21 protein-coding genes and 2 tRNA genes are annotated in these 21,017 nt (G+C 64.4%); 10 read left to right on the top strand and 13 right to left on the bottom strand.

Going from position 1 to position 21,017, the window contains the following annotated elements; translation table 11 throughout:
• Positions 1-56: 56 nt before the first annotated feature.
• Entirely contained in the window at positions 57-701 is a 645-nt protein-coding gene (locus QMK22_RS08055; RefSeq protein WP_283497092.1) for a helix-turn-helix transcriptional regulator, read from the bottom strand.
• Between the two features lie 89 nt (positions 702-790).
• Between QMK22_RS08055 and QMK22_RS08050 the strand changes: the two genes are divergently transcribed.
• Positions 791-2,002 carry an NAD(P)/FAD-dependent oxidoreductase gene (locus QMK22_RS08050; protein ID WP_283497091.1) on the top strand — a complete coding sequence of 404 codons (1,212 nt, stop codon included), beginning with the start codon at positions 791-793 and terminating at the stop codon, positions 2,000-2,002.
• A 79-nt stretch (positions 2,003-2,081) separates the two neighbouring features.
• On the opposite strand, the gene QMK22_RS08045 is transcribed toward QMK22_RS08050, so the two are convergent.
• The 3 genes from QMK22_RS08045 to QMK22_RS08035 all read right to left on the bottom strand — a co-directional run bounded on the left by QMK22_RS08045 (position 2,082) and on the right by QMK22_RS08035 (position 4,156).
• Positions 2,082-2,753, bottom strand: coding sequence for an arsenate reductase ArsC (locus QMK22_RS08045; RefSeq protein ID WP_283497090.1), 672 nt, complete (start codon positions 2,751-2,753; stop codon positions 2,082-2,084).
• Positions 2,754-3,050: 297 nt separating this feature from the next.
• Positions 3,051-3,590, bottom strand: coding sequence for a DUF6993 domain-containing protein (locus QMK22_RS08040; protein ID WP_283497089.1), 540 nt, complete (start codon positions 3,588-3,590; stop codon positions 3,051-3,053).
• Positions 3,591-3,625: 35 nt separating this feature from the next.
• The gene (locus QMK22_RS08035) at positions 3,626-4,156 is read right to left on the bottom strand and encodes a single-stranded DNA-binding protein (protein WP_283497088.1); all 531 of its coding nucleotides are present in this window, start codon (positions 4,154-4,156) and stop codon (positions 3,626-3,628) included.
• Between the two features lie 322 nt (positions 4,157-4,478).
• On the opposite strand from QMK22_RS08035, the gene QMK22_RS08030 reads away from it, so the two are divergent.
• The gene (locus tag QMK22_RS08030; RefSeq protein WP_283497087.1) at positions 4,479-4,724 is read left to right on the top strand and encodes a hypothetical protein; all 246 of its coding nucleotides are present in this window, start codon (positions 4,479-4,481) and stop codon (positions 4,722-4,724) included.
• 81 nt (positions 4,725-4,805) lie between these two features.
• Positions 4,806-5,576 (top strand): hypothetical protein, encoded by a 771-nt coding sequence (locus tag QMK22_RS08025; RefSeq protein WP_283497086.1) that lies wholly within the window; start codon positions 4,806-4,808, stop codon positions 5,574-5,576.
• A gap of 83 nt (positions 5,577-5,659) precedes the next feature.
• Here the strand turns inward: QMK22_RS08025 and nadE are convergent, their stop codons facing one another.
• The 3 genes from nadE to QMK22_RS08010 all read right to left on the bottom strand — a co-directional run bounded on the left by nadE (position 5,660) and on the right by QMK22_RS08010 (position 7,979).
• Complete coding sequence (gene nadE, locus QMK22_RS08020; protein ID WP_283497085.1) at positions 5,660-6,481, bottom strand: NAD(+) synthase; 822 nt, start codon at positions 6,479-6,481, stop codon at positions 5,660-5,662.
• A gap of 216 nt (positions 6,482-6,697) precedes the next feature.
• Positions 6,698-6,770 (bottom strand) — tRNA-Arg (locus tag QMK22_RS08015).
• Between the two features lie 78 nt (positions 6,771-6,848).
• Complete coding sequence (locus QMK22_RS08010; protein WP_283497084.1) at positions 6,849-7,979, bottom strand: 3-isopropylmalate dehydrogenase; 1,131 nt, start codon at positions 7,977-7,979, stop codon at positions 6,849-6,851.
• Between the two features lie 155 nt (positions 7,980-8,134).
• Here QMK22_RS08010 and QMK22_RS08005 point away from each other — a divergent pair, with 155 nt between their 5' ends.
• A complete protein-coding gene (locus QMK22_RS08005) occupies positions 8,135-9,583 on the top strand; it encodes an aldehyde dehydrogenase family protein (protein WP_283497083.1) in 1,449 nt (482 codons plus the stop codon).
• 20 nt (positions 9,584-9,603) lie between these two features.
• On the top strand, positions 9,604-10,377 hold the full coding sequence (locus QMK22_RS08000) for an SDR family NAD(P)-dependent oxidoreductase (RefSeq protein ID WP_283497082.1): 774 nt from the start codon (positions 9,604-9,606) through the stop codon (positions 10,375-10,377).
• Between the two features lie 41 nt (positions 10,378-10,418).
• Here the strand turns inward: QMK22_RS08000 and QMK22_RS07995 are convergent, their stop codons facing one another.
• From QMK22_RS07995 to QMK22_RS07975, 5 genes are all read right to left on the bottom strand, one after another.
• Positions 10,419-11,834 carry an amidase gene (locus QMK22_RS07995; protein ID WP_283497081.1) on the bottom strand — a complete coding sequence of 472 codons (1,416 nt, stop codon included), beginning with the start codon at positions 11,832-11,834 and terminating at the stop codon, positions 10,419-10,421.
• Positions 11,835-11,882: 48 nt separating this feature from the next.
• Positions 11,883-13,682, bottom strand: a complete 1,800-nt coding sequence (locus tag QMK22_RS07990) for a dipeptide ABC transporter ATP-binding protein (RefSeq protein ID WP_283497080.1) — start codon at positions 13,680-13,682, stop codon at positions 11,883-11,885.
• Positions 13,679-14,560 (bottom strand): ABC transporter permease, encoded by an 882-nt coding sequence (locus tag QMK22_RS07985; protein WP_283497079.1) that lies wholly within the window; start codon positions 14,558-14,560, stop codon positions 13,679-13,681. The genes QMK22_RS07990 and QMK22_RS07985 overlap by 4 nt, the downstream gene beginning before the upstream one ends.
• The gene (locus tag QMK22_RS07980) at positions 14,557-15,504 is read right to left on the bottom strand and encodes an ABC transporter permease (RefSeq protein ID WP_283497078.1); all 948 of its coding nucleotides are present in this window, start codon (positions 15,502-15,504) and stop codon (positions 14,557-14,559) included. Before QMK22_RS07980 ends, QMK22_RS07985 begins: the two co-directional genes overlap by 4 nt.
• A 100-nt stretch (positions 15,505-15,604) precedes the next feature.
• Positions 15,605-17,116, bottom strand: a complete 1,512-nt coding sequence (locus QMK22_RS07975) for an ABC transporter substrate-binding protein (protein ID WP_283497077.1) — start codon at positions 17,114-17,116, stop codon at positions 15,605-15,607.
• 230 nt (positions 17,117-17,346) lie between these two features.
• Between QMK22_RS07975 and QMK22_RS07970 the strand changes: the two genes are divergently transcribed.
• Complete coding sequence (locus QMK22_RS07970) at positions 17,347-18,114, top strand: FadR/GntR family transcriptional regulator (RefSeq protein ID WP_283497076.1); 768 nt, start codon at positions 17,347-17,349, stop codon at positions 18,112-18,114.
• Between the two features lie 7 nt (positions 18,115-18,121).
• On the opposite strand, the gene QMK22_RS07965 is transcribed toward QMK22_RS07970, so the two are convergent.
• Entirely contained in the window at positions 18,122-18,382 is a 261-nt protein-coding gene (locus tag QMK22_RS07965; RefSeq protein ID WP_283497075.1) for a glutaredoxin domain-containing protein, read from the bottom strand.
• Positions 18,383-18,463: 81 nt separating this feature from the next.
• Between QMK22_RS07965 and orn the strand changes: the two genes are divergently transcribed.
• From orn to QMK22_RS07945, 4 genes are all read left to right on the top strand, one after another.
• Complete coding sequence (gene orn / locus QMK22_RS07960; RefSeq protein WP_283497074.1) at positions 18,464-19,138, top strand: oligoribonuclease; 675 nt, start codon at positions 18,464-18,466, stop codon at positions 19,136-19,138.
• Between the two features lie 45 nt (positions 19,139-19,183).
• Positions 19,184-19,259: transfer RNA gene (locus QMK22_RS07955), tRNA-His, on the top strand.
• A 99-nt stretch (positions 19,260-19,358) separates the two neighbouring features.
• Positions 19,359-19,709: a metallopeptidase family protein gene (locus QMK22_RS07950; protein WP_283497073.1), complete on the top strand. Its 351-nt coding sequence runs from the start codon at positions 19,359-19,361 to the stop codon at positions 19,707-19,709.
• 24 nt (positions 19,710-19,733) lie between these two features.
• On the top strand, positions 19,734-21,011 hold the full coding sequence (locus QMK22_RS07945; RefSeq protein ID WP_283497072.1) for a D-alanyl-D-alanine carboxypeptidase family protein: 1,278 nt from the start codon (positions 19,734-19,736) through the stop codon (positions 21,009-21,011).
• Positions 21,012-21,017: the final 6 nt, after the last annotated feature.

Here is a 21,017-nt window from a genome sequence, read left to right as displayed (position 1 = left end):
CGTGACGAATAGTGGCTACCTACGAGGATAACGGATAGTCCGAGTGCTCCTTCGCGTCAGGATTCGATCCATACGCAACATCCCGCAGCGCTGGGTTCGAGCAGCACCCGGTCCGGATCGTTTCCGGTTGCTTCGGCGGCCGCGCACAGGAACGAATGATTGGCCGCACACACCACCTCGGTGTGCCTGCGGGCCAGACGATGAAAGGGACAGTTGGCGAGTGATATACCGTGTGCGCCCTGCACCGGCTCATATCCGGCCTCCGCGAGCAATCGGGCCAAAGTCCCCGCGGTGTGACCAGCTTCTCGCCCGGCTGTTGCCGCAGCGGTGCGCAGCGCAGTCAGCGGCGACGAAGCGTTGGGAGCGGTCTCGATCGCGGTAGCGAGCAGATCCCCCATCAGGTCGTAGTGCCGCTCCGGTAGGGAAACGCTCAATTCGCCGGGCGTTCGAACATAGGTCTTGGCGGGCCGGCCGGAGCCAGGACCCACCCGGCCGTTGACCTGCTGGTAGCCAACGGTCAGCAGGCCGGCATCGACGAGTCGGTCCAGGTGGAAGGCCACGGTGCTCCGCGAAACTCCGAGGGACGCACCCGCCGCATCTCGGGTCACCGGGTGGATGCTGGCGCTGACCAACTGGAGCAGACGTCGACGGATCGGGTCGTGGAGCGCGGCCGCCGCGCCAATTGCTACTTCCTGGTCCATTTCTCGAGTCTAGTTCTAAAAATGTGGATCTTGACAGAAACAATCGACGAGCCTAACGTGAAATTCAGAACACGTAAGGAGTGCAAGCCATGCACAAGCAGCAGTTCGTAATCGTGGGAGGCGGCCTCGCTGGCGCCAGCGCCGCCGAACAACTCCGTGAGAGCGGTTTCGATGGGCAGATCAGCCTCTTCGCCGCCGAGCCCCACCTGCCCTATATCCGTCCGCCCCTCTCCAAGGAATACTTCACCGCCAGCGCGGGTCGGGACAGCATTTTCGTCCATCCCGCTGGTTGGTACGCCGACCACAACATCGCGGTCACCACCGCGGAAGCTGTCGCGAAGCTCGGTGACCACACGGTCACACTGGAGTCCGGTCAAGTTGTGTCGTTCGATCGACTGCTGGTGGCGACCGGTTCGACCGCCCGACGACTCAATCTTCCGGGCGCGGAGGCCAACGGCATCCATTATCTGCGCACCGTCGACGACAGCGAAAGCCTGCGAGAAGCGCTCCAGAACGGCGATCGCAACGTTGTTTTCGTCGGGTCCGGGTGGATCGGACTGGAATTGGCCGCGGCCGCTCGCGCCTACGGCAACACCGTCACCGTCGTGGGGCCGGAGAAGATACCGCTCGCCGGCCCGCTGGGCCCGGAGCTCGGCAGCATGTTCCGCGACCTGCACGAAGCGAACGGCGTCGCATTTCGGCTGAGCACACAGGTGTTGGGGTTCGAGCAGACAGACGGACGCGTATCCGGAGTCATCACCGATTCCGGTTCCGTCCCCGCAGACGTCGTCGTGGTGGGTATCGGTGCAATACCGAACACCGCGCTGGCCGAGTCCGGCGGCGTCGACATCGACAACGGCGTGATCGTCGACGAACACCTGCTATCCAGCACTGCTGACGTTTTTGCCGCGGGAGACGTCGCCAATGCCTACCACCCGGTTGTGAAACAGCGGATGCGAAACGAGCACTGGGCTAACGCGATCGCGGGCGGCAAAGTGGCGGCCCGATCGATGCTCGGCGAGACGGCGTCGCTCGATGACATCCCTTACTTCTACACCGACCAGTACGACCTCGGAATGGAGTATTCCGGATACCCGCCGCTCGCGCGCGACGCGCACATCGTCTACCGAGGCGACCTGGCCGCACGCGAGTTCATCGCATTCTGGGTTCTCGACGGTGTTGTGGTCGCCGGCATGAACGTGAATGTGTGGGACGTAAACGACCAGGTGCAGCAGCTCATCCGCTCCGCGCTCACCGTCGACGAGGCGCGACTGACCGACCCGTCGAGCCCGCTCCTGTGAGAGCGACGGGTCGCTACCCCGCCCGCACCCACGACGCACCCGCACCCGCACCCGCTGAAGCTGATGGCCTCACATCCGCTCAGGCCCTCAGCTCTTTCACATCGACGCCGAGCTGAATGAGCATGACCTTAACGTTGGTGATGATCTGGTCGCGAACGTCTCGCACTTCCTCAAGGGGCAGACCCGCCGGGTCGATGAGCTCCCAGTCCTGGTAGCGCTTTCCCGGATAAACGGGGCAGGCATCGCCGCAGCCCATCGTGATCACGAGGTCGGCAGCCTGCACGACATCGTCGGTGAGCGGCTTCGGGAAGGCTTGCGAGAGGTCCAGGCCCAGTTCCGCGATGGCGGTGACCACGGCAGGGTTCATAGTGCTGGCCGGGGCCGAGCCCGCTGACCTCACATGCACGGCACCACCGGAGAGCGCGTTGGTGAGCACCGCCGCCATTTGGGAACGACCGGCATTTTGCTCGCAGACGAAGAGTACTTCCGGGTTCACGCTGTCGATCGCCCCTTTCGCCTGTCCGAGAGCGGTGAGCCGGTCCGTGACAAACCGGACGGTATTCGCTGCCAGGTGTGCCTGTACGGTCGACGTGCGAAGCAACGCGGTGTAGGACTCGAGCACGTAGCGCTCCACAGTTTCGACACCGAAGATTCCGGCGTATTTGTGCGATAGCTCGACGGCGAGTCGCTTCAAGTACGCCTCGGGATAAGTCAGGCCAGGCATCGCACTGCGGCCGGTAACGTCGACCATCGTCAGGCCTGCGCGGGAAGAAGGTCGGCGCGCAGGGCGGCCATGTAGCCGGCAGCCATCTGGTAGCGGCCCGCGTTGTGGATGCAGACGAAAAGAACGGTGGCTTTTTTATGCATGAGCGGATTCCCTCGGTGAACGTTGACCACGACAGGCATTGATCGCCGTCGATTTAAGGTATCCGGCTGAATCGAAAGTTGTCAATTAGCGGCGCCGTTGTTCACCTGTCGTTCACCCAGCTCCCGGCCCGCACCGGGGCGCCGGCTCAGGCGCCGTGATTGGGAGCTCCCCCCCTCGGAGCTACCAGTCGATTGGCCGGGTCGAACCGAGCAGACATAGTCCGGTCGAAAGCAGGGGCGCGACCACGCTGTGGAAGCCATCGCTGGCCGGCCCGATCTGGCCGATCAGGCATTCGTCGGCGAAACGCACCGAGAACTGCACCGCGTCCGCAGCGAGGTCAGCCTGAGTGCGATCGAAGGTCACTTCCATGGCGGTTCGATCGAACCCACCGGCCACGAGCGCATCGATGTAAGCGCTTCCCCCGGCGGACGGGTCGGACTTGGTGACGGCGGCGGCGAGAAAGTTGAAGTAGGCGAGATTCTCACCGGCCGTCCCGGCGGGCACCAGCGTGGGGTCGGGCGCCGGTGTCGCCGACGGTTCCGGTGTCACAGACGTGGACGGCTCCGGTGCACTGGAGCTGGGTTCCACCGTGCCACCGCTGCACGCGGTCAGGCCGGCGCCGAGGAGCAGCACCGCACCCACGGTCAGTCGCAGTCGGCGAACGCGCCGTCGCTGCAGGCTCGCAGTCCCATCCTGTTGTGCTGGTGCTGCCACGCTCATGTGCTGCCTCCCCCTGCCCACACGCGTGGACGCTGTTACGAGTCTAAACGCGCAAACGAATCACGATCCGCGTCGGTCTCGGACGGAACGAAACCGTCTTCGGATTGGATGCTCTGTTCGCTCTCTTCCCGATAGGCGGTGGCCGACTCGGCGGATTCGGCGGACTCGACCGGTTCCGGATCGAACTGCTCGGCACCCGCCCGAGCTGGAGCACCGCTGCGCACCGGAGTCGTGGTGTACCAGGTCAGATCGTGACCGACGGCGTCAGCAATAATCTCGACGTCGATTCCGGAGCGTTCTCCGTTGGTCCATTTGCGAACGACCAACCGCCCCGTCACGATGACGTGTTCACCCGGGTTGAGTGATTGACCCGCATTAGCGGCCAACTGGCGGTAGGTCGTGACGGAATACCAGCTGCTGTCGTCGTCAACCCAACCATTCTTGGCACGGTCGAAATGGCGGCGGTGAGAGGCCAACCGAAAAGAGGTGATTGGGGCGCCGTTCTTGGCGACGCTTCGACGGGGTACGGTGCCGATGATTCCGGAAACCGTGATGTAGTCGTTCATAGTTTCTCCCGGCACAGTCAGCGTGCGAACACGCTCAGCAAGCGCCGAACCCATTGCCAGCGCATACGAACCGGGAACGACGCCTCGTGCCAGTCTTCGTCGTTCCCGGTTCGCACACTCTGAGTGTGTCGCCCGGAACGACGTGAAAAATCGAGTTCCTGGAATCGGTGGAGAATCCAGTGGCCGGTGGGTTGTGGAGAAGCGGCGCTGCATCAGCGCCCGGTTGTTCGACACGAGTGGATGTCGGTGGTCACCCATACGGTAAAGGAAACGCCCACGGTCGGCTGGGTGACTGCTGATTCCCTACAACGAAGGAGCACGCATGACCACTCTCATCGCACCGATTCCTCACGTGGCACTTCCCGAAATTCGCGGCCGCCGTTTCATTCCGGTGCGCGACGGGCTGTGGCGCATCGTGGATCCAACCGGCGCTGTCATCGGGTACATCGAGCGCCAGGCCGGCGTCGACGGTGACCGATTCAGCGCACGGCGAGTCGTCTTCGCCACGCGCACCGTAGCCCTCGGCATGTTCTGTCGTATCAACGATGCGGTCGATTGCTTTCGTTAGGGCCGCCATTGCGGCAATTGCCTGAGGGCACGCCGGGAATGGTCCCGGAGAACGGGGTGCGGCGCGGATAAAATCCAGCACATGGAATGGTGGAATAGCTTCGTAGCCTGGTTTACCGATGTCGACACGCGACCGATGGTTTTCACCGCGGTCGTGTTCATCGGCGCAATCGTCATTGCCAGCGTGCTGGCCGCGTTGATCTCGCGTGGGGCCATCAAACGGCTCATTTCGCAGCGAGATCGCGAAGTCAAGGTCGCGGCGATCGCGACCCTCATCGATGCCGCTACCGAGGCATCCGTCTGGAATTCGCTGACTCCGCAGGAACAGGTCATGAGCGACCGGGCAGTCGGCCAGGCCGACATTCAGGTACGCCTGCTGCCGATCCGTGGATCGGGAATCGCGGCGAACTGGGCCGCCCACGAGCTCTACGAGCTCAAGCGCACCTCGGCCACGTTCGGCTACCAGTTGGAACCGGCCCTGGTCGAATTTCGCGACCGTCTGGTTGATTGGCAGAACAAACCAGCTCGCGCACGCAAGATCTTTCAGGGCGATCTGGACCGCTGGAAGTCACAGAACACCTCCACCGAGAAAAGCCTGCTCGCCGAGCAGGAAGCGTGGGTGGCGCAGCAGCACCACGATCAGTACACCGCGCCCGATTCAGCATCGGCACCCTTGCGCACCGCACCGCTCACGCCCGCGGTCGGTGGCCGCTCCGGGGCATCCGCTTCGACGACAGCGCCGGCAAGCACCTCGCCGTCAACTGAGACGCAGCGTCTGCTGGACGACGTGAACAAGCTTGAGGTTCGCAGCACGGATCCGCTCACGCGTTCGTCGTCGACCCCCACCCTGTAGCCGGTCCTCCACCAGATTTACCGAGCCGGTCGGCGCTTATACAGCGCTGACCGGCTCCTTTTTGTGATTGCAGTTCTCAGCTGCTACTGCCACCACTCGTCGAACAATGATGCCGGCACCCGCCGCTTGTGTTCCGTGGCTCGATAGCGAGCCTCGATCGCCTCCGCCACTTCGTCCTCAACGGTCAAACCCTCAAGAAAGTCATCGATGTGCTCGTACTGCAAACCGAGATTGGCTTCATCGGTCTGGCCGGGCGTGTGGTCAAGCAGGTCAGCGGTGGGGGCCTTCAAATAGAGTTGTTCCGGCGAACCGAGTTCTATGAGCAGGGCGCGGCCCTGACGCTTGGTCAACCCGGTCAGCGGCAGAATATCGGTGCCGCCGTCACCATACTTGGTGAAGAAGCCGGTAACGGCTTCGGCGGCATGGTCGGTGCCGACCACGAGTAGGCCGAGCTGGCCGGCCAGCGCATATTGCGCGATCATGCGAGAGCGCGCCTTGACGTTGCCCTTGGTGAAGTCCGTCATCGCCACGTCGAGGCTGGCCAGAAACTCACTCTCGAATCCGTCAACGGCGAGTTCTATGTTGAAGGTGGCCTGGGATTGCGGACGAATGAATTCCAACGCGAGTTGGGCATCCGCTTCGTCGCGCTGCACCGCGTAAGGCAGGCGTACGGCCACAAACGTTGCAGCATGCCCTTCCTCGGCCAGTTCGTCGACGGCCAGCGCGCAGAGCCGGCCAGCGAGGGTGGAGTCTTGGCCGCCGCTGATACCGAGCACCAGGCCCTGGGCGCCGGTGCGCTTGAGGTAGTCCTTAAGAAATTTGACCCGGCGACGCACTTCGGCGGCCGGGACGATGGTGGGTGAGACGTTGAGTTCCGCGATGATTCGCGCCTGTTGTTCTCGCATACTTGAATCTAGCAATCCTGACGACTGCGCGCTGCCGGTACCGGTACCGGTACCGGTACCGGTACCGAGCGTTTCGGCCTGCACAGGATTAGCCTGAGGGACCTCCGGGCAGAACACCTCATCACGGTTGTCGGCAGCTTCCATCTCGCCCTGACGGCGATCAGCATCGCCTCGGTTTCAGCCTCAATGGAGCCACTCTGACAATGGGCAGTACGGTGCCCCCGGTAGGAATCGAACCTACGACAATCGGATTAGAAGGCCGGTGCTCTATCCACTGAGCTACGGGGGCGGGATTGTTCAAGGTTACAGGCCGCGAGCGGTGCTCCGGTCACTGTATGGATCCAGGGCACCGCTTCAGCGCATAAGTTCAGCGCAGCGCTGCGAGGTCATCCATGACGGAGTACCCCGGGATGGCGGCGACCGACGCGCCGCTTCGCACCAGCTCCGCGATTTTCTGGCCCAGTTGCGCGGTGGAGAAGCCCATGGCCGGCCCGGCGGTCGCCGGCAGTTGCGCCAGAACGTGCACGGCGGCAGCCTCGATCGCCCGAGCAGCATCGCCCTCGCCCAGGTGAGCGAGGCACATGGCCGTGGAGAGGATGGCTCCGACGGGGTTGGCCCAGCCTCGACCGGCGATGTCGGGCGCCGAGCCGTGGATGGCTTCGAACATGCTCGGGCCGGAGCCGTCAAGGTTCACGTTCGCGCTCGCGGCGACGCCGAGACCACCCTGGATGGCCGCGCCCAGGTCGGTGATGATGTCACCGAATAGGTTGTCGGTCACGACCACGTTGAAGCGCTCCGGGGTGGTCGGCAGGTAAAAGCACAGGGCGTCGACGTGCACGTAGTCCACGGGAACCGTGGGAAACCGCGCACTGACCTCGTCGACGGTCGATTGCCAGAGGGTGCCGGCTTCAACCAGGATGTTCTTCTTGTGGCACAGGGTCAGCGTGCCACCCCGACGCTCGGCCAGGCGAAAAGCGAACTCAACGACGCGTTCCACACCCATTCGGGTGTTGACCGATTCCTGCACGGCGACGGCGTTCGGGGTGCCGGCATGCACCGTCGATCCCCGGCCCACGTAGGCGCCCTCGGTGTTCTCCCGCACAATCACGAGGTCGCAGCGTTCCGGGGTGAGGCCGGCGATGGGCGTCACCACGCCGGGATACAGCTTGACCGGTCGCAGGTTCACGGCCTGCTGAAAGCTGCGTCGCATTTCGAGGATGAAGCCGCGTTCCAGAATGCCGGGCGCGACGGCGGGGTCGCCCATCGCGCCGAACAAAATGGCGTCATGGCTGCGGAGTTGCTCCTGCAAGGCGGGGGTCCACAGTTCTCCGGTGGCGAGATAATGCTGAGCACCGGCCGCAATCTCGGTGATTTCGGTTCGAAAACCGAACGCGGACTCCGCCGCAGCGAGCACCGCGAGTGCGGCATCGATCACCTCGGGCCCGATTCCGTCGCCGCGAATTACGGCCAGCCGGTGGATTCTGTCGATGCTGGTCATTGCGCGCTCCTGTGGGTCGAATGCGGGGTGATCTGGTGCGGGCCACGGCAGGTCATTGACCGGACGTTCGCCACTCGATACCCTAGATAGGTTACTGGTCAGACCAGTAGAAAAGCCAGCATTTCCTCCGGTACGTACAACAGAAGGCGGTCACCGTGGTTCCGTTCCCGATTCCCTACCCGGCCGGGCTCCCCATCGGCGAGCGCTGGCTGGATTGCTCGGAGCAGCAGGAGATCGTGTTCCCCTTCGACGGCTCCCCCGTGGCGTCGGCCCCGGTCGGCACGGTGCAGCATGCCGAGCTGGCCGTGGATGCGGCCGCCTCGGCACGCGCGGAACTGGCCGGCCTGAGCACGGGCGCCCGCCGTCAGCTGCTGATCGGCATCCACGATGCCCTCGCCGAGCACACCGCCGAGATCGAGCAGCTTCTGGTGCTGGAGACCGGCAAGCCGCTCGTGGACTGCCGCACGGAGGTCGCCCGTGCCCTCACCACCTGGTCGGCAAGTGCCGAGGAAGTCGCCCACCAGCACGGCGAAACCGTTCCGCTCGACCTGCAACCCAGCGGCGTGGGAATGATCGGCTATTGGACGCGGCGACCGGCTGGCATCGTCGTGGGCGTCACCGGTTTCAACTATCCCTTTCTGCTGGCCAGCCATAAGCTCGCCCCGGCCCTCGCCGCCGGGTGCCCGATCATTATCAAGCCAGCCCCGAACACACCCCTGGCAACGCTATGGGCGGTCGACCTGATCCGCGGCGTGCTGCGCGAACACGGAGTCTCCAGCGCCGCCGTTCAGCTCGTCACGGGCGGCATCGCGGTGGGCGAAGCCCTCGTGCGCGATCCACGCGTTGCCGTGGTGTCGTTCACCGGTTCCGCCGCGGTCGGGCACCAGATCGCCCGAGATGCCGCTCCCCGCAAAGTCGTGCTCGAACTGGGCTCCAATACCGCGCTGATTGTCGAGAGCGATGCCAACCTCGAGGCTGCCGTCGACGCCGTGATCCGTGGTGGTTTCTATGCCAATGGCCAGGCCTGCATCTCGGTGCAGCGCATTCTGGTGCACGATTCGATCGCCGACGAATTCGAACGGATGCTGCTCGCCCGCCTCCCCGACGTGGTGGTGGGGGATCCTCGCTGTGAGAGCACCCGGGTGGCGCCAGTCATTAACGAGGCATCAACGGGACGTATCCTGGCCTGGATCACCGCCGCCCGCGCAAGCGGGGCCCGGGTTCTGGCCGGTGGGCACCTGGTCGGCCGCAGCATCGCCCCAACCGTGCTGACGGACGTTTCGCACGACGCCCTCGCCTGGTGCGAGGAAATCTTTGGACCGGTCGTTGTGCTGCAACGCGTCTCCGACATGGATTCGGCGGTCGAGCTGGTCAACCGGTCCCGCTACGGCCTGCAGGCCGCGATCTACACAAGTTCCCTGCAACGAGCCTTTCGCGCCATTAACGAGCTCGACGTCGGTGGTGTCGTGGTCAACGAAATTCCCGGCTTTCGCTCCGACATCATGCCCTACGGCGGCGTCAAGGACTCCGGCACGGGCCGCGAAGGGCCGCGGTTCGCTATCGAAGAGTTCACCGTGACCCGCATGGCCATGATCCGCCCGTAAATCACCAAGAAAGAGACATCGTGGACTACACCCAGCTGTTCCAATTTTCCGGTCGCCGCGTGCTCGTGATCGGGGCCGGCAGCGGCATCGGCCGCGAGAGCGCCTTGGCCCTCCACGCCCACGGTGCCACGGTGATCTGCGCCGACCGTGATGCGAACAGCGCTGCGTCCACCGCCGCCCAGCTCGGCGCCGGTGCCAGTTCGCTGCAGCTGGACGTGCTCGACCAGCAGGCCGTGCAGGCCGTCGCGCGCGACCTCAACGACCTGGCCGCCCTCGTCTTCACCGCCGCAACCAATGTACGCAAGCGCATCGCGGACTACACGCTCGACGAGTTCGATCGCGTCGTGAATCTCAACCTGCGCGCGGCATTCGTGCTCATCCAGGCCTTTGCACCGACCATGGCGGCCCACGGTGGCGGCAGCATCATCGGCTTCGCTTCGATTCGAGCGGTCACGGTCGAGCCCGGCCAAGGGGTCTACGCCGCGACCAAGGCCGGGTTGGTGCAGTTGTTACGCACGGCCGCCGCCGAATACGGTCAGGCCGGCGTGCGCGTGAACGCGATCTCCCCCGGCGTCGTGGAAACCCCGCTGACGGCCCAGATCAAGAGCAATCCCGAGTGGTACAACGCCTATGCCGCCAAGAGCGCGCTGGGCCGCTGGTCGACACCGAGCGAATTGGCCGGCGCCGTGGTCTACCTCGCCTCGGATGCGTCGCGGTTCGTGACCGGTTCGGTACTCACCGTCGATGGCGGCTGGACGGCCGTCGACGGCCGCTTCGACCCGCCGAACGCCTAGCGCTGGAGCCCGCGAGCTGTGACGTGAGCCGACCGGCCGGCTCAGGTCTGAACGGGCCAGACCGGTACGCTCGCGGCGGGCCGCGCGGTCTCGTACCAGCGAGTAGCCCGGAGGACAGCGAGATCCTCGAAGCGACGCCCGGCGATGTGCAGCCCGATCGGGCGTCCGTCGGCGGTGAACCCGCAGTTCACCGAGCTGGCCGGCTGCTCCGAAAAGTTGTATGGCGCGGTGAATGCGATGTGATCGAGGGAGGTTGCCGCATCGTTGGTCGGCATCGGCCATTCCGCCGGGAATGCGGCGACCGCGGCGACCGGTGAAAGCACCAGGTCATAGGGCGCTGTGGCTGCAACGGTCGCCCCCCGCAGGTCCTGGATGCTCTGATAGCACCGCACCACCTCGGTCCCCGTCGTTCCGGCACCGCCCAATACCCATTCCCGAATGAAGTCGAGCACCATAGCCTGCCGGGCCGGTTCCAGCACCTCATAGTCAGCGAGCGAACGCACCCGCAGAAACAGGTCGAGGTCGGCGAGGTACTTTTCGGTCATCACCGGAGCGATCTCCTCGACGATCGCACCGGCCGCCGCAAAGAGCTGCACCGCCTGCAAAACGGATGCCGCCACCTCCGGGTCGGTCGCCATTCCGGCACCGCCGGCCAGGTGAAACCCCACCCGCAGTCCGGCCACACCGCCTCCGGCGTCGCGCACGTCGGTCCAATCCACGTTTTGCTCGCCGAGGCTGCTGTAGTCGCGCAGGTCTGGCCGGGCGAGCACTCCCATGAGCAGGGCCGCATCATCCACTGTTCTGGTCAGCGGTCCGGCCACCCGACCCATATATGGCGGGTCGACCGGGATTCGGCCGAAACTCGGTTTGAGCGTGACGAGCCCGAGCCAGGTCGCCGGCAGGCGCAGGGAACCGCCGATGTCGGATCCGAGGTGCAGCGGCCCGATTCCGGCGGCGGCCGCGGCGCCCGCGCCGGCGCTGGACCCGCCGACCGTCCACTTCGGGTTCCACGGGCTGCGGGTGATTCCGTGCAGGCTCGACACTCCGGAAGACAGCATGCCGTAGTCCGGCATAACCGTGACGCCGAAGAGTACGCCGCCGGACTCCCGAATGCGCGCCGCGCTCGGTCCGTCGGTGGTGGCGATCGGCGCGTCGAATTTGGCGGCCGTACCGGAGGGCTGGCTGAACCCGCGCACGGCCACGTTCTCCTTGATGCTGGTCGGCACACCGTCGATCGTTCCGAGCGGTTTGCCCGCGGCCCAGCGTTTTTCGCTAGCGGCTGCGGCATCGAGCGCCCCCGCCCGGTCAATGCCCCAAAAACAATTCAAGTCGGGCTGCAGCCGCTCGGCCCGATCGAGCACCGCGGCCGTCACCTCGACCGGGGAAAGATCTCCGCTGCTGTAGCGCTGCACGAGTTCAGTGGCCGGCAGACATTCGATGGGCACGGTCTCGGTCATGGTCGCTTTTCCAATGGGTCGGGTGGGGTGGGGTGGAGCGGTTGCTGTTCAGGCGGTCACGCGTCGGGCCAGCTCGTCCATCGACGGTGTCGCGCTGACCAATTGCCGCGTGTACGGGTGCAGAGGTCGGTCGTAGACGTCGCCGGTGGGTCCGCATTCCACGATGCGTCCATCGGAGATGACGGCCACGGTGTCGCAGAGGTGACGGATGACGCCGAGATCATGGGAGACGAACACGAGGGTGAGCTGGTATTCGTCGACCAGGTCGGCGAGCAGGTTCAAGACCTGGGCGCGCACCGAGACATCCAGGGCGCTGACCGCTTCGTCGGCCACCAGAACTCGGGGCCGTGTGATGAGCGCGCGTGCGATGGAAATGCGCTGACGTTGACCGCCGGAGAACTGATGTGGATGCCGGTCCATCACGTCGGCGTCGAGCCCGACCGCGGCCAGCTGTGCTTCCACCCGGGCTCTGGCCTCAGCCCGATCGACGTGGCGCAGGGGTTCGGCGACAATGTCCCGTACCTTCATGCGCGGATCCAAGGACCCCATCGGGTCCTGGAACACGATCTGCACCTGACTGCGAAAGTTCCGCAATTGCCGCTCGGAAGCCCCCTTGATCGGCTGACCGAGCACGTCGACCAATCCTGAGGTCGGCTGGTCGAGCGCACAGAGGATGCGCATGAGCGTGGATTTACCGGACCCCGATTCACCCACGATGCCAAACCGTTGTCCTTCGGCCACGTCGAAGGACACCTCGCGCAGGCCGTGCACGATCGGGGCCGTGGTGAACACGCTGCCGCCGCGTCGTCGGTACTGCCGGCTGAGGTCACGCACCCGAATGGCGGGCGTCCCGGTCACTTCGTTGAAGATCACCGGTGCGTCGTCCGCCTCGATCCTCTGGTGGGCGGCCCTGTGCGCCGGCGATAGCGGCAGCGCCGCGGCATCCGTTGGCATGCGGCGCGGAGAGGTTTCTGCGGTGGAGACGACCGGGGTGGCGACGACAGGCATGGACATGGTGTGCAGCCGACCGCGGTCGTCGACCGAAGACAAATCGGACGCCGCGATGAGCTTTTGGGTGTAGGGATGCTGCGGCGCGGTCAACACGCGCCCCACCGGTCCGTCCTCGACGATGTTGCCCTGATACATGACGAGCACGCGCTGGCACACCTCGGCGACTACCGCGATGTCGTGCGTGATCAGGAGCAGGGACGTGCCGCGGTCGGTCACGAGTTTTCCGATCAGCCCCAGCACCTCGGCTTGCACGGTGACGTCGAGCGCCGTCGTCGGTTCGTCACACAACAGCAGCTGCGGGTCGTTGGCCATGGCCATGGCCAACATGACGCGCTGGCGCTGCCCGCCGGAGAGCTGGTGCGGAAACGCGAGGGCCGCCTCACGGGGGTTGGGTAATTTGACCTGCGTCAGCAGTTCGACGGCGCGTTCCCTGGCCTGACGCCGGCCCTTGACGGTGTGGTGCACCGTCATAATTTCGGCCACCTGGGCGCCGACCCGCATGAGCGGATTCAGGGCGGTCATCGGCTCCTGAAAGACCATCGCCATGGTGTTGCCCCGCAGCTGATTTAGGTTGCGGTCGGGCGCCGTGAGCAGATCGGCGTCGACACCGTTCAGACGCACCGAGCCGGTCGCCGTGAGAGTTTCCGGCAGCAAACCCATGACGGAGGTTGCGGTGAGCGACTTACCCGACCCGGATTCCCCGATCAGGCCAACACGTTCGCCGGCGGCGATATCGAAGCTGATGCTGTGGAGCAGCTCGTTGAAGGGCGAGCCGACCCGCAGGTCGCGCACGCTGAGAGTCGGTGCCGGCGTTGCCGTTGGCGTGATCGAAGTCATCGTTTCACCTGCATCTTGGGGTCGAAGCGATCGCGGAGGCCGTCACCGAGCAGGTTGAAGCCGAGCACCGCAACAGCGATGGCGATTCCCGGCCACACGATGAGCAGCGGTTCGATGAACAAGTACCCCTGGGCGTCCTGCAGCATGCGCCCCCAGGACGGCGTGGGCGGCGGCGTGCCGAGTCCGAGGTACGACAGGGCGGCCTCGGCCAGAACCGCGATGCCGAACGACACCGAAGCCTGCACGATGAGCATGCCGCTGATATTGGGCAGGATGTGACGCACCCCGATGAACACGCCGCTCTTGCCCGAAGCGCGGGCCGCCTGCACGTACTCTCGACTCATGATCTGCATAGTGCCGCTGCGGGCGATGAGCGCGAACGCCGGTGCGGTTCCGATTCCGAGGGCCACCATCGCGGTCACCGTGCCGGCTCCGAAAATGGCGCCGAAGATGATCGCGAGCAGCAAGGCGGGAAAGGCGAGCGAGATATCGTTGCCGCGCATCATGAACTGGTCCAGTCGGCCCGGGTTCATGCCGGCGACAATGCCAAACGGCACGCCCAGTACGGCCGCAATGGAGACCGCCACGGTTCCCACCAAGAGTGAGATCTGAGCGCCGCGCAGGATGGAACTGAAGACGTCCCGTCCGAAGCTATCGGTGCCCAGCAGGTGCTCCGAGCCAGGCGGGAGCAGAATGGAATCTGAGAAGACCCCTTCCGGGTCGAACGGCGTCCACCACATCGAGACGAGCGCGGCCAACACGACGAGGCCGATGAGCACGAGGCCGGTCCAGAGCGTTGCTGCGCCATTTCGCCCAGTGGCGGCGGATCGAGGTCGTCGCGGGGTGTCGGTAGTGACGCGGGGATCGCTGGCCGTCATGAGGCGCTCCGAAGTCGGGGATCGATCAGGGTGAAGGCGAGGTCGACGAGAAAATTCAACGCCAGAACGAACACGACGAGCACCAGGACGATGCCCTGAACGGCGGGCAGGTCGCGCAGGGCTACTTTGTCGAGCAGCAGGCTCCCGAGACCGGGAATGCTGAAGACGCGTTCGATGACGACGGCGCCGACCAGGAGGGTGGCGATCTGCAGGCCCAGTACGGTCATCACGGGAACGGCCGCGTTGCGCAGTCCGTGCCGGAACAGCGCCCGTCCCGCCCCCAGGCCCTTGGCCCGGGCGGTGCGAATGAAGTCTTCGCGCATGACTTCCAGGACCGACGAACGCACATATCGGCTGAGGACGGCCCCCTGCACGCTGCCGAGGGCGATCGCGGGCAGAATGAGGTGCTCGAGGAATCCCGCGAAGTCGTCTCCCGGGTCAACCCAGCCCCCCGCCGGAAGCCAGCGCAGCGTGACGGCGAACACTGTAACGAGCAGCATTCCCGCCAGAAAGCCGGGCACGGCCACGCCGATCTGGCTGATGCCCGACAAAATCGCGCCGTCGGGCTTGCGTTGCCGCACCGCCGTCAAGACTCCGAACGGAATCGCAAAGAGCAGGGCGAGCACGACGCTGGTCAGTACGAGGATCACGGTGATGCCGAGGGCATCTGTTATTTCGGGGCCAATCGGCTGACGGGACACGGTGGAGGTGCCGAAGTCGCCGATGAGTACGTGCCCGAACCAATCCAGATAGCGCACCACCGCGGGGCGGTCGAGGCCCATAGCGGTGGTCTGCGCGGCGACATCCGCTTCGGTCGCCTGCACGCCCAGAGCGATGCGCGCGGCGTTGCCGGGCAGGATCGACAGCATCAGGAAAGTCACGATCGAGGCCACAACGACCGTGGTCGCGAACACGCCGATCCGACGCAGAACCACAAGAACCATAACGGGACTTTCCTCTGACTGATTTACGGTTGGCACGACACTGGATACTGCCGTGCCAACCGCTCGAACGACAACCGTACGCGCGCTGGCTTCGATGCGCCTATCGGGCGATGGTCGACAGGTCCAGCGCGAGACTCGGCGTGTTCTTGGGAACACCAACCAGATCCGCGTCGGCGAGGGAGATTGCCGGCTGCAGGTAGAGCCAATCCGCGGCGGCATCCTCGGCCATTGTGGTCGTGGCTTCCTTCATCAGTTCGACGTAGGCGTCCGCGTCCGCGGCATCCGCTTCAGCAAACTTCGCCATCACCTCGGGCGAGTTGTAGCCCGCGTAGTAGGTGGGTGCGGCGAAAGCGGTCACGTCGCGCGGTTCGCTGTGCATGATCAGCGACATGTCGTAGTCGTGGTTGGAGAAGACCTCGTCAAGCCAGACCGCCGGAAATTCAAGGGCCGTCACGTTGGCGGTGATGCCCACCTTGGCGAGCTGATCCTTGACTACCTGAGCGCCGGCAACAGCGTAGGGAAGGTTGGGGATCTTGAAAGCAATGGTCAGGTCGCTGGCGCCGGCCTCGGCGAGAAGCTCGATGGCTTTGTCCGGGTCGTACGGGTACAGTTCGGCCAGATCAGCGTCGTACCAGGGGTCGGTCGGCGGCACCATGGAGCCGATCAGCAGACCGTAGCCGCTGTTCGCCGTGTCCATGACAACCTGACGATCGATTCCGTACATGACGGCCTGCCGCACCCGAACGTCGCTGAATGCATCACTGGCGTTGTTCATCGAGAGCGTGACCTCACCGGTACTGGCGCCTTCCAGAACCTGAAAGTCGGAGTTCGACTTGAACTGGCCGACCAGCTGGAACTGCGAGATACCCGCGACCAGGTTGACGTCTCCGCTGAGCAGAGCGTTGGTCTGCGCGGTCGCATCGGTAAAGTAGCGCAGCGTCACGTCGGTCATATACGGCGCATCGCCCCAGTAGTCGGCGTTGGCCGCGAGAACGAGGCTGTCGCCGGTCTTGAAGGAACTGACGGTGTACGGACCGGTGCCCACCGGCGCGGTGGCCAGGTCGGCGATTCCTGATTCGGTGAACATGGTGCCGACCGGACCGCTCATGTTGAACAGCCAGCTGTTGCTCGGCTTGGTCAGGGTGATGCGAGCCTCGGTGTCGCTGACCGCCTCGATGCTGGCAATCGGGTCGAGGTACCCGGGCCCATTGGCGGTCCAGTTGTCTTTGACGCGTTCCAGGCTGAATTTGACCGTCTCGGCGGTGAATGGCGAGCCGTCGGAGAAGGTGACGCCTTCTTCGAGTGCAAAGTCATACACGAGGCCGTCATCGCTGACCGTCCACGATTTCGCGAGCAGGGGAATGATCGTTCCGTCGTTGTCGAGTTTCACCAGTCCCTCGTAGACGTTGTAGAGCAGCGCCTGCGGAATCGCCGCACCCGCCGTCGTGGTGTAGTCCAGGTTGCCGGGAGTGGCCAGCAGTCCTACGGTCAACGTGGTGTCGGGTTCGCCGTCGGCGGTCGTTGCCCCGTTGGAACACCCCACCAGGGCCATGGATGCAATCATGACAGTGGCGACGCTGGCGATCAGGTTTCGCCGGGTGTGTACCCTCATACGGTTGTGCCCCTCTGGGTCCGCTGCCCGACGAGAATCGGCCAGCACTGCTGCGAGATAGTGCGTGAGAAATACTGCGTGAGAAATACTGCGGAAATGTATCGTCTATACCGGTGAAACACATGGTCAGACCAGTACACTCTGTACCAAAGTCAGCTTTACATGTAGATCTCAGATCGTCAAGATCGGTCCCGATATTGACCCCTGATCGCAACCGCGAGGACGTGCAGATGACCCACCCAGCCGCATTCACCCCCGTCAAGACCGTGAAGGCCTACGAACGCGTCGTCGAGCAGATCGAGAGCGCCATCAGCAAACGAGAACTCCGGCCGGGCGATCGTCTGCCCAGCGAGCGCGAGCTCATGCTGACCTTCGAGGTGAGCCGGTCGACGATTCGCGAGGCATTGCGGGTACTCGAGAGCATCGGGTTGGTGCGCTCCCGCCCCGGCGACCCGCGCGGACCCGAGGTTCTGCAGGCCTCCCCCGCCATCCTTACCAAAACCGTCAACCGTCTGGTGCGCCTGGACACCATCGCCCTATCGGAACTCGTCGAATTTCGCATCATGCTCGAGGGCACCTCCTGCACCCTGGCCGCCCAGCACCGCACCGCGGAACAGTTGCAGTCGATGCGTGCTGCCGTGGACGCCATGCAGGCCGAGGTGGCGAACGGGCCGATCGCCTTCGGCCGAGCGGATGTCGCCTTTCACGTGAGCGTGTGGGCCGCCAGCCACAACCAGCTCATGCAGATCTGCGGCGAGGCGACTCGAGGGGCGCTCATCGATATGGTCACGGACGGACTGGACCGCGCGCCCGATTCTCGCGCCAAGATGGAATTGTCCCTGGCGCACGATCGCGAAATTCTGGCCGCGATCACGGCGGGCGACGGTGCGACCGCCGGACGGTTGGCCCGCTCCTTCGTCATCGAGTACTACGGCGAGATCATGTCGGCGGAGAACCGGGCGGCCCTGAGCCTCTCGGATGACGAGGCGCCGTCGTAGGCGCGGTTCAGAGCGCTTTGGCGGCAGCGACGAGCACCTGCGCCAAAGTGGGAACGCCGGCTGCACGAAAAACCTCGGTTCCGGCGCCGTCGGAAATGATCACCGTTGGGGTATTTCGAATCTGCAGCGCCTCTGCCTGCTCGGGGGCACCCGCAACATCGATTTCCCGCACGGTCGCACCGGGAACGAGACGTTTCGCCTCAGCAAGAATGGCCCGTGTCTGCATGCACGGTTCGCAGAATGACGACGAATACAGTGTGAATTCCATCAGGTCCTCGCAGGTCGAGCGTTGAAAACGGTAGTCCCCAAGTTTACAGGCCGTGTCGGAGGCCGGCGGTAGACTTCATCCATGACCAACAGCACGACAGATACCGCACCGACGCCCACCCCCACGTCCGCACCGACGTCGAAAAGTCCCGACCGTCTGGTGTGGATCGACTGTGAAATGACCGGGCTCGACCTGGACCGCGACGAGCTCGTCGAGATCGCCGTCGTCATCACCGACTACGACCTCAATGTGCTTGACCCCGGCCTCGACATCATCATTAAGCCCAACGATTCGGCGCTGGAGAACATGGGCGACTTCGTGCGCAATATGCACACCTCCTCGGGCCTCATCACCGAAATTCCCCACGGTGTCAGCGCCGCCGAGGCCGAGTATCAGGTTCTCGAATACGTATTGAAGTTCATCCCCGCCGAGCAGAAGGCCCCGCTCGCCGGCAACTCCATCGGCACCGACCGCGGTTTCCTCACCCGGTACATGCCGCGCCTGGACAACCAGCTGCACTACCGCAACGTTGACGTGTCGTCGATCAAAGAACTCGCTCGTCGCTGGTACCCGCGGGTGTACTTCAATGCCCCGGCCAAAGACGGCGGGCACCGCGCCCTGGCCGACATTCTCGAGTCGATTCGCGAGCTCGCGTACTACCGCCAGACGGTGTTTGTAGCGGACCCGGGGCCCACCAGCGACGAAGCCAAATCGTCCGCCGCGCAAGTCGTGCACTTATTCTCCTCCGAGGTGTAATAGGATTGCTGAGTTGCCCCGCGTTGTAAGACGTGGGGACGCATGGTGGGTATAGCTCAGTTGGCAGAGCGCCTGGTTGTGGTCCAGGAGGTCGCGGGTTCAATCCCCGTTACTCACCCCAATGAAACATCGCGGTACATCACAACAAGGCGGCCCTGCGTGGCCACGTTGTTGTTGAGAACAGTGAGTATTGAGCGCATGTCGTCGACAGTGGGTGGCGATGTTAGACCTTAACGCGTCCGAATTTGAACGGCTCGTTGTTGATGAGCTTGATCTGCTCCCCGACGATATGGTTGACGGACTCGATAATGTGATCTTCGTGGTCGAAGACCGTCCCGAAGACGGAACCCTGGACATCCTGGGGCTCTATGACGGGGTCGCCCTCACCGAGCGCGGTCAATACGGTTTCGGTGAGATGCCCGATCGGATTGTGCTCTACCGCGAACCCTTGTTGGCGATCTGCGCCAGCCTCAAGGAACTGCACGACGAAATTCATGTCACTCTGGTGCATGAAATCGCCCATTTCTACGGCATTGATGACGACAGGCTGCACGCACTCGGCTGGGGCTGACCTCAAGCGGTCTAGCCTTGGGGCATGAGCTCCTTCCGTCCCGGCCGTCTCGTCGGCATCCTGGTCGGAACCGTGCTGATTCTCGGCCTGGGCGTGTACGGCCCCGCAACGCTATTGGGGCCTCTTCCCGCTGTCACCGCCGCTGTGGTCGCTCCCGCTGCGAGCAGTACCGCGCCCACTCCCCCGGCATTGTCGGCCAATGGCGCGAGCGCCATGGCCGTTCTCACCGCCACCACGAGCGATGCGTCCGGCGCAACGCCATCGGCCCCGGTGTCCGACCCCATCGCGGCAGCCGGAACTCCCGAGGCGCTGCCGATGGCATCCATTGCCAAGGTTGTCACCGCCCTCGTTGTCCTCGACGCGAAGCCCATCGTGGCGGGCGAGACCGGCCCCACTGTGACCCTTACCGCTGCTGATTTCCAGACCTACCTCGACTATGACAAAGCTGGCGCCCGCACGGTTTCGGTCTTTCCCGAGGAACAGTGGACCGAACTTGAGCTCCTGCAGGCTCTGCTGCTGGGTTCGAGCAATAACCACGCCGATAGCGTGGCCCGATGGGCGTTCGGCTCCGTCGACGCCTATGTTCTCGCTGCCAACGCCTGGCTGAACGACCACGGGCTCAAAGATACCGCCGTCGTTGACGCCACGGGACTGCACGATGCGAGCGCCGGCACCGCCACCGACCTGGCCCAGCTCGCGGGCCTTGCCGCGACCAACCCGATCGTGGCTACGATGCTGGGCAGTCCCTCATCCGCTTTGGCGAATCGTCGTGGTGTCGAAAACACCACCTCATTTCTTCCGAATGAAGGCATCACCGGCATTTCCCGCAGCTACACGGATGCCGCCGGGGTCTGTTTTCTATTCACCGCGAAGGTGAGCGACGGCGATTCGAGCTTCACGTTCTCTGGTGCCTATCTCGGCGAACCGACCTACGACGCGCTCACCGCCGACCTGACCGGCCTTATGGTGAGTGCGCGGGCCGGTGTCGGCCAGCTGCCCGTTCTGGCCGCCGATGCCGCCTATGGCACGTTTGAATCGGCGTGGGGCGACACAGCATCGGCCGTCGTCGGAGTGTCCCGCACCCGTTATACCTGGCAGGCTGCCACGCCGAAGGCTGCAACCGTGACGCTCAAGGACTTCGCCACGGCCCGTAAAGGCGCAAACGTGGGCCAGGTGCAGCTCACCGTGGCCGGCGAGGATCTTTCAGCCGCACTCAAGCTCGACCAGAGCATCGCCGACCCTGGGGTGGGTTGGCGGCTGTTGCATCCAGTCCTGATGATTACGGCCCTGCTCAACCAGTAGGCCCGT

The sequence above is a fragment of the Cryobacterium sp. PH29-G1 genome, from assembly GCF_030063365.1.
Taxonomy (GTDB): Bacteria; Actinomycetota; Actinomycetes; order Actinomycetales; family Microbacteriaceae; genus Cryobacterium.
The sequence above is the reverse complement of the archived record's forward strand: the minus strand, read 5'-3'. Positions and strand labels throughout refer to the sequence as shown.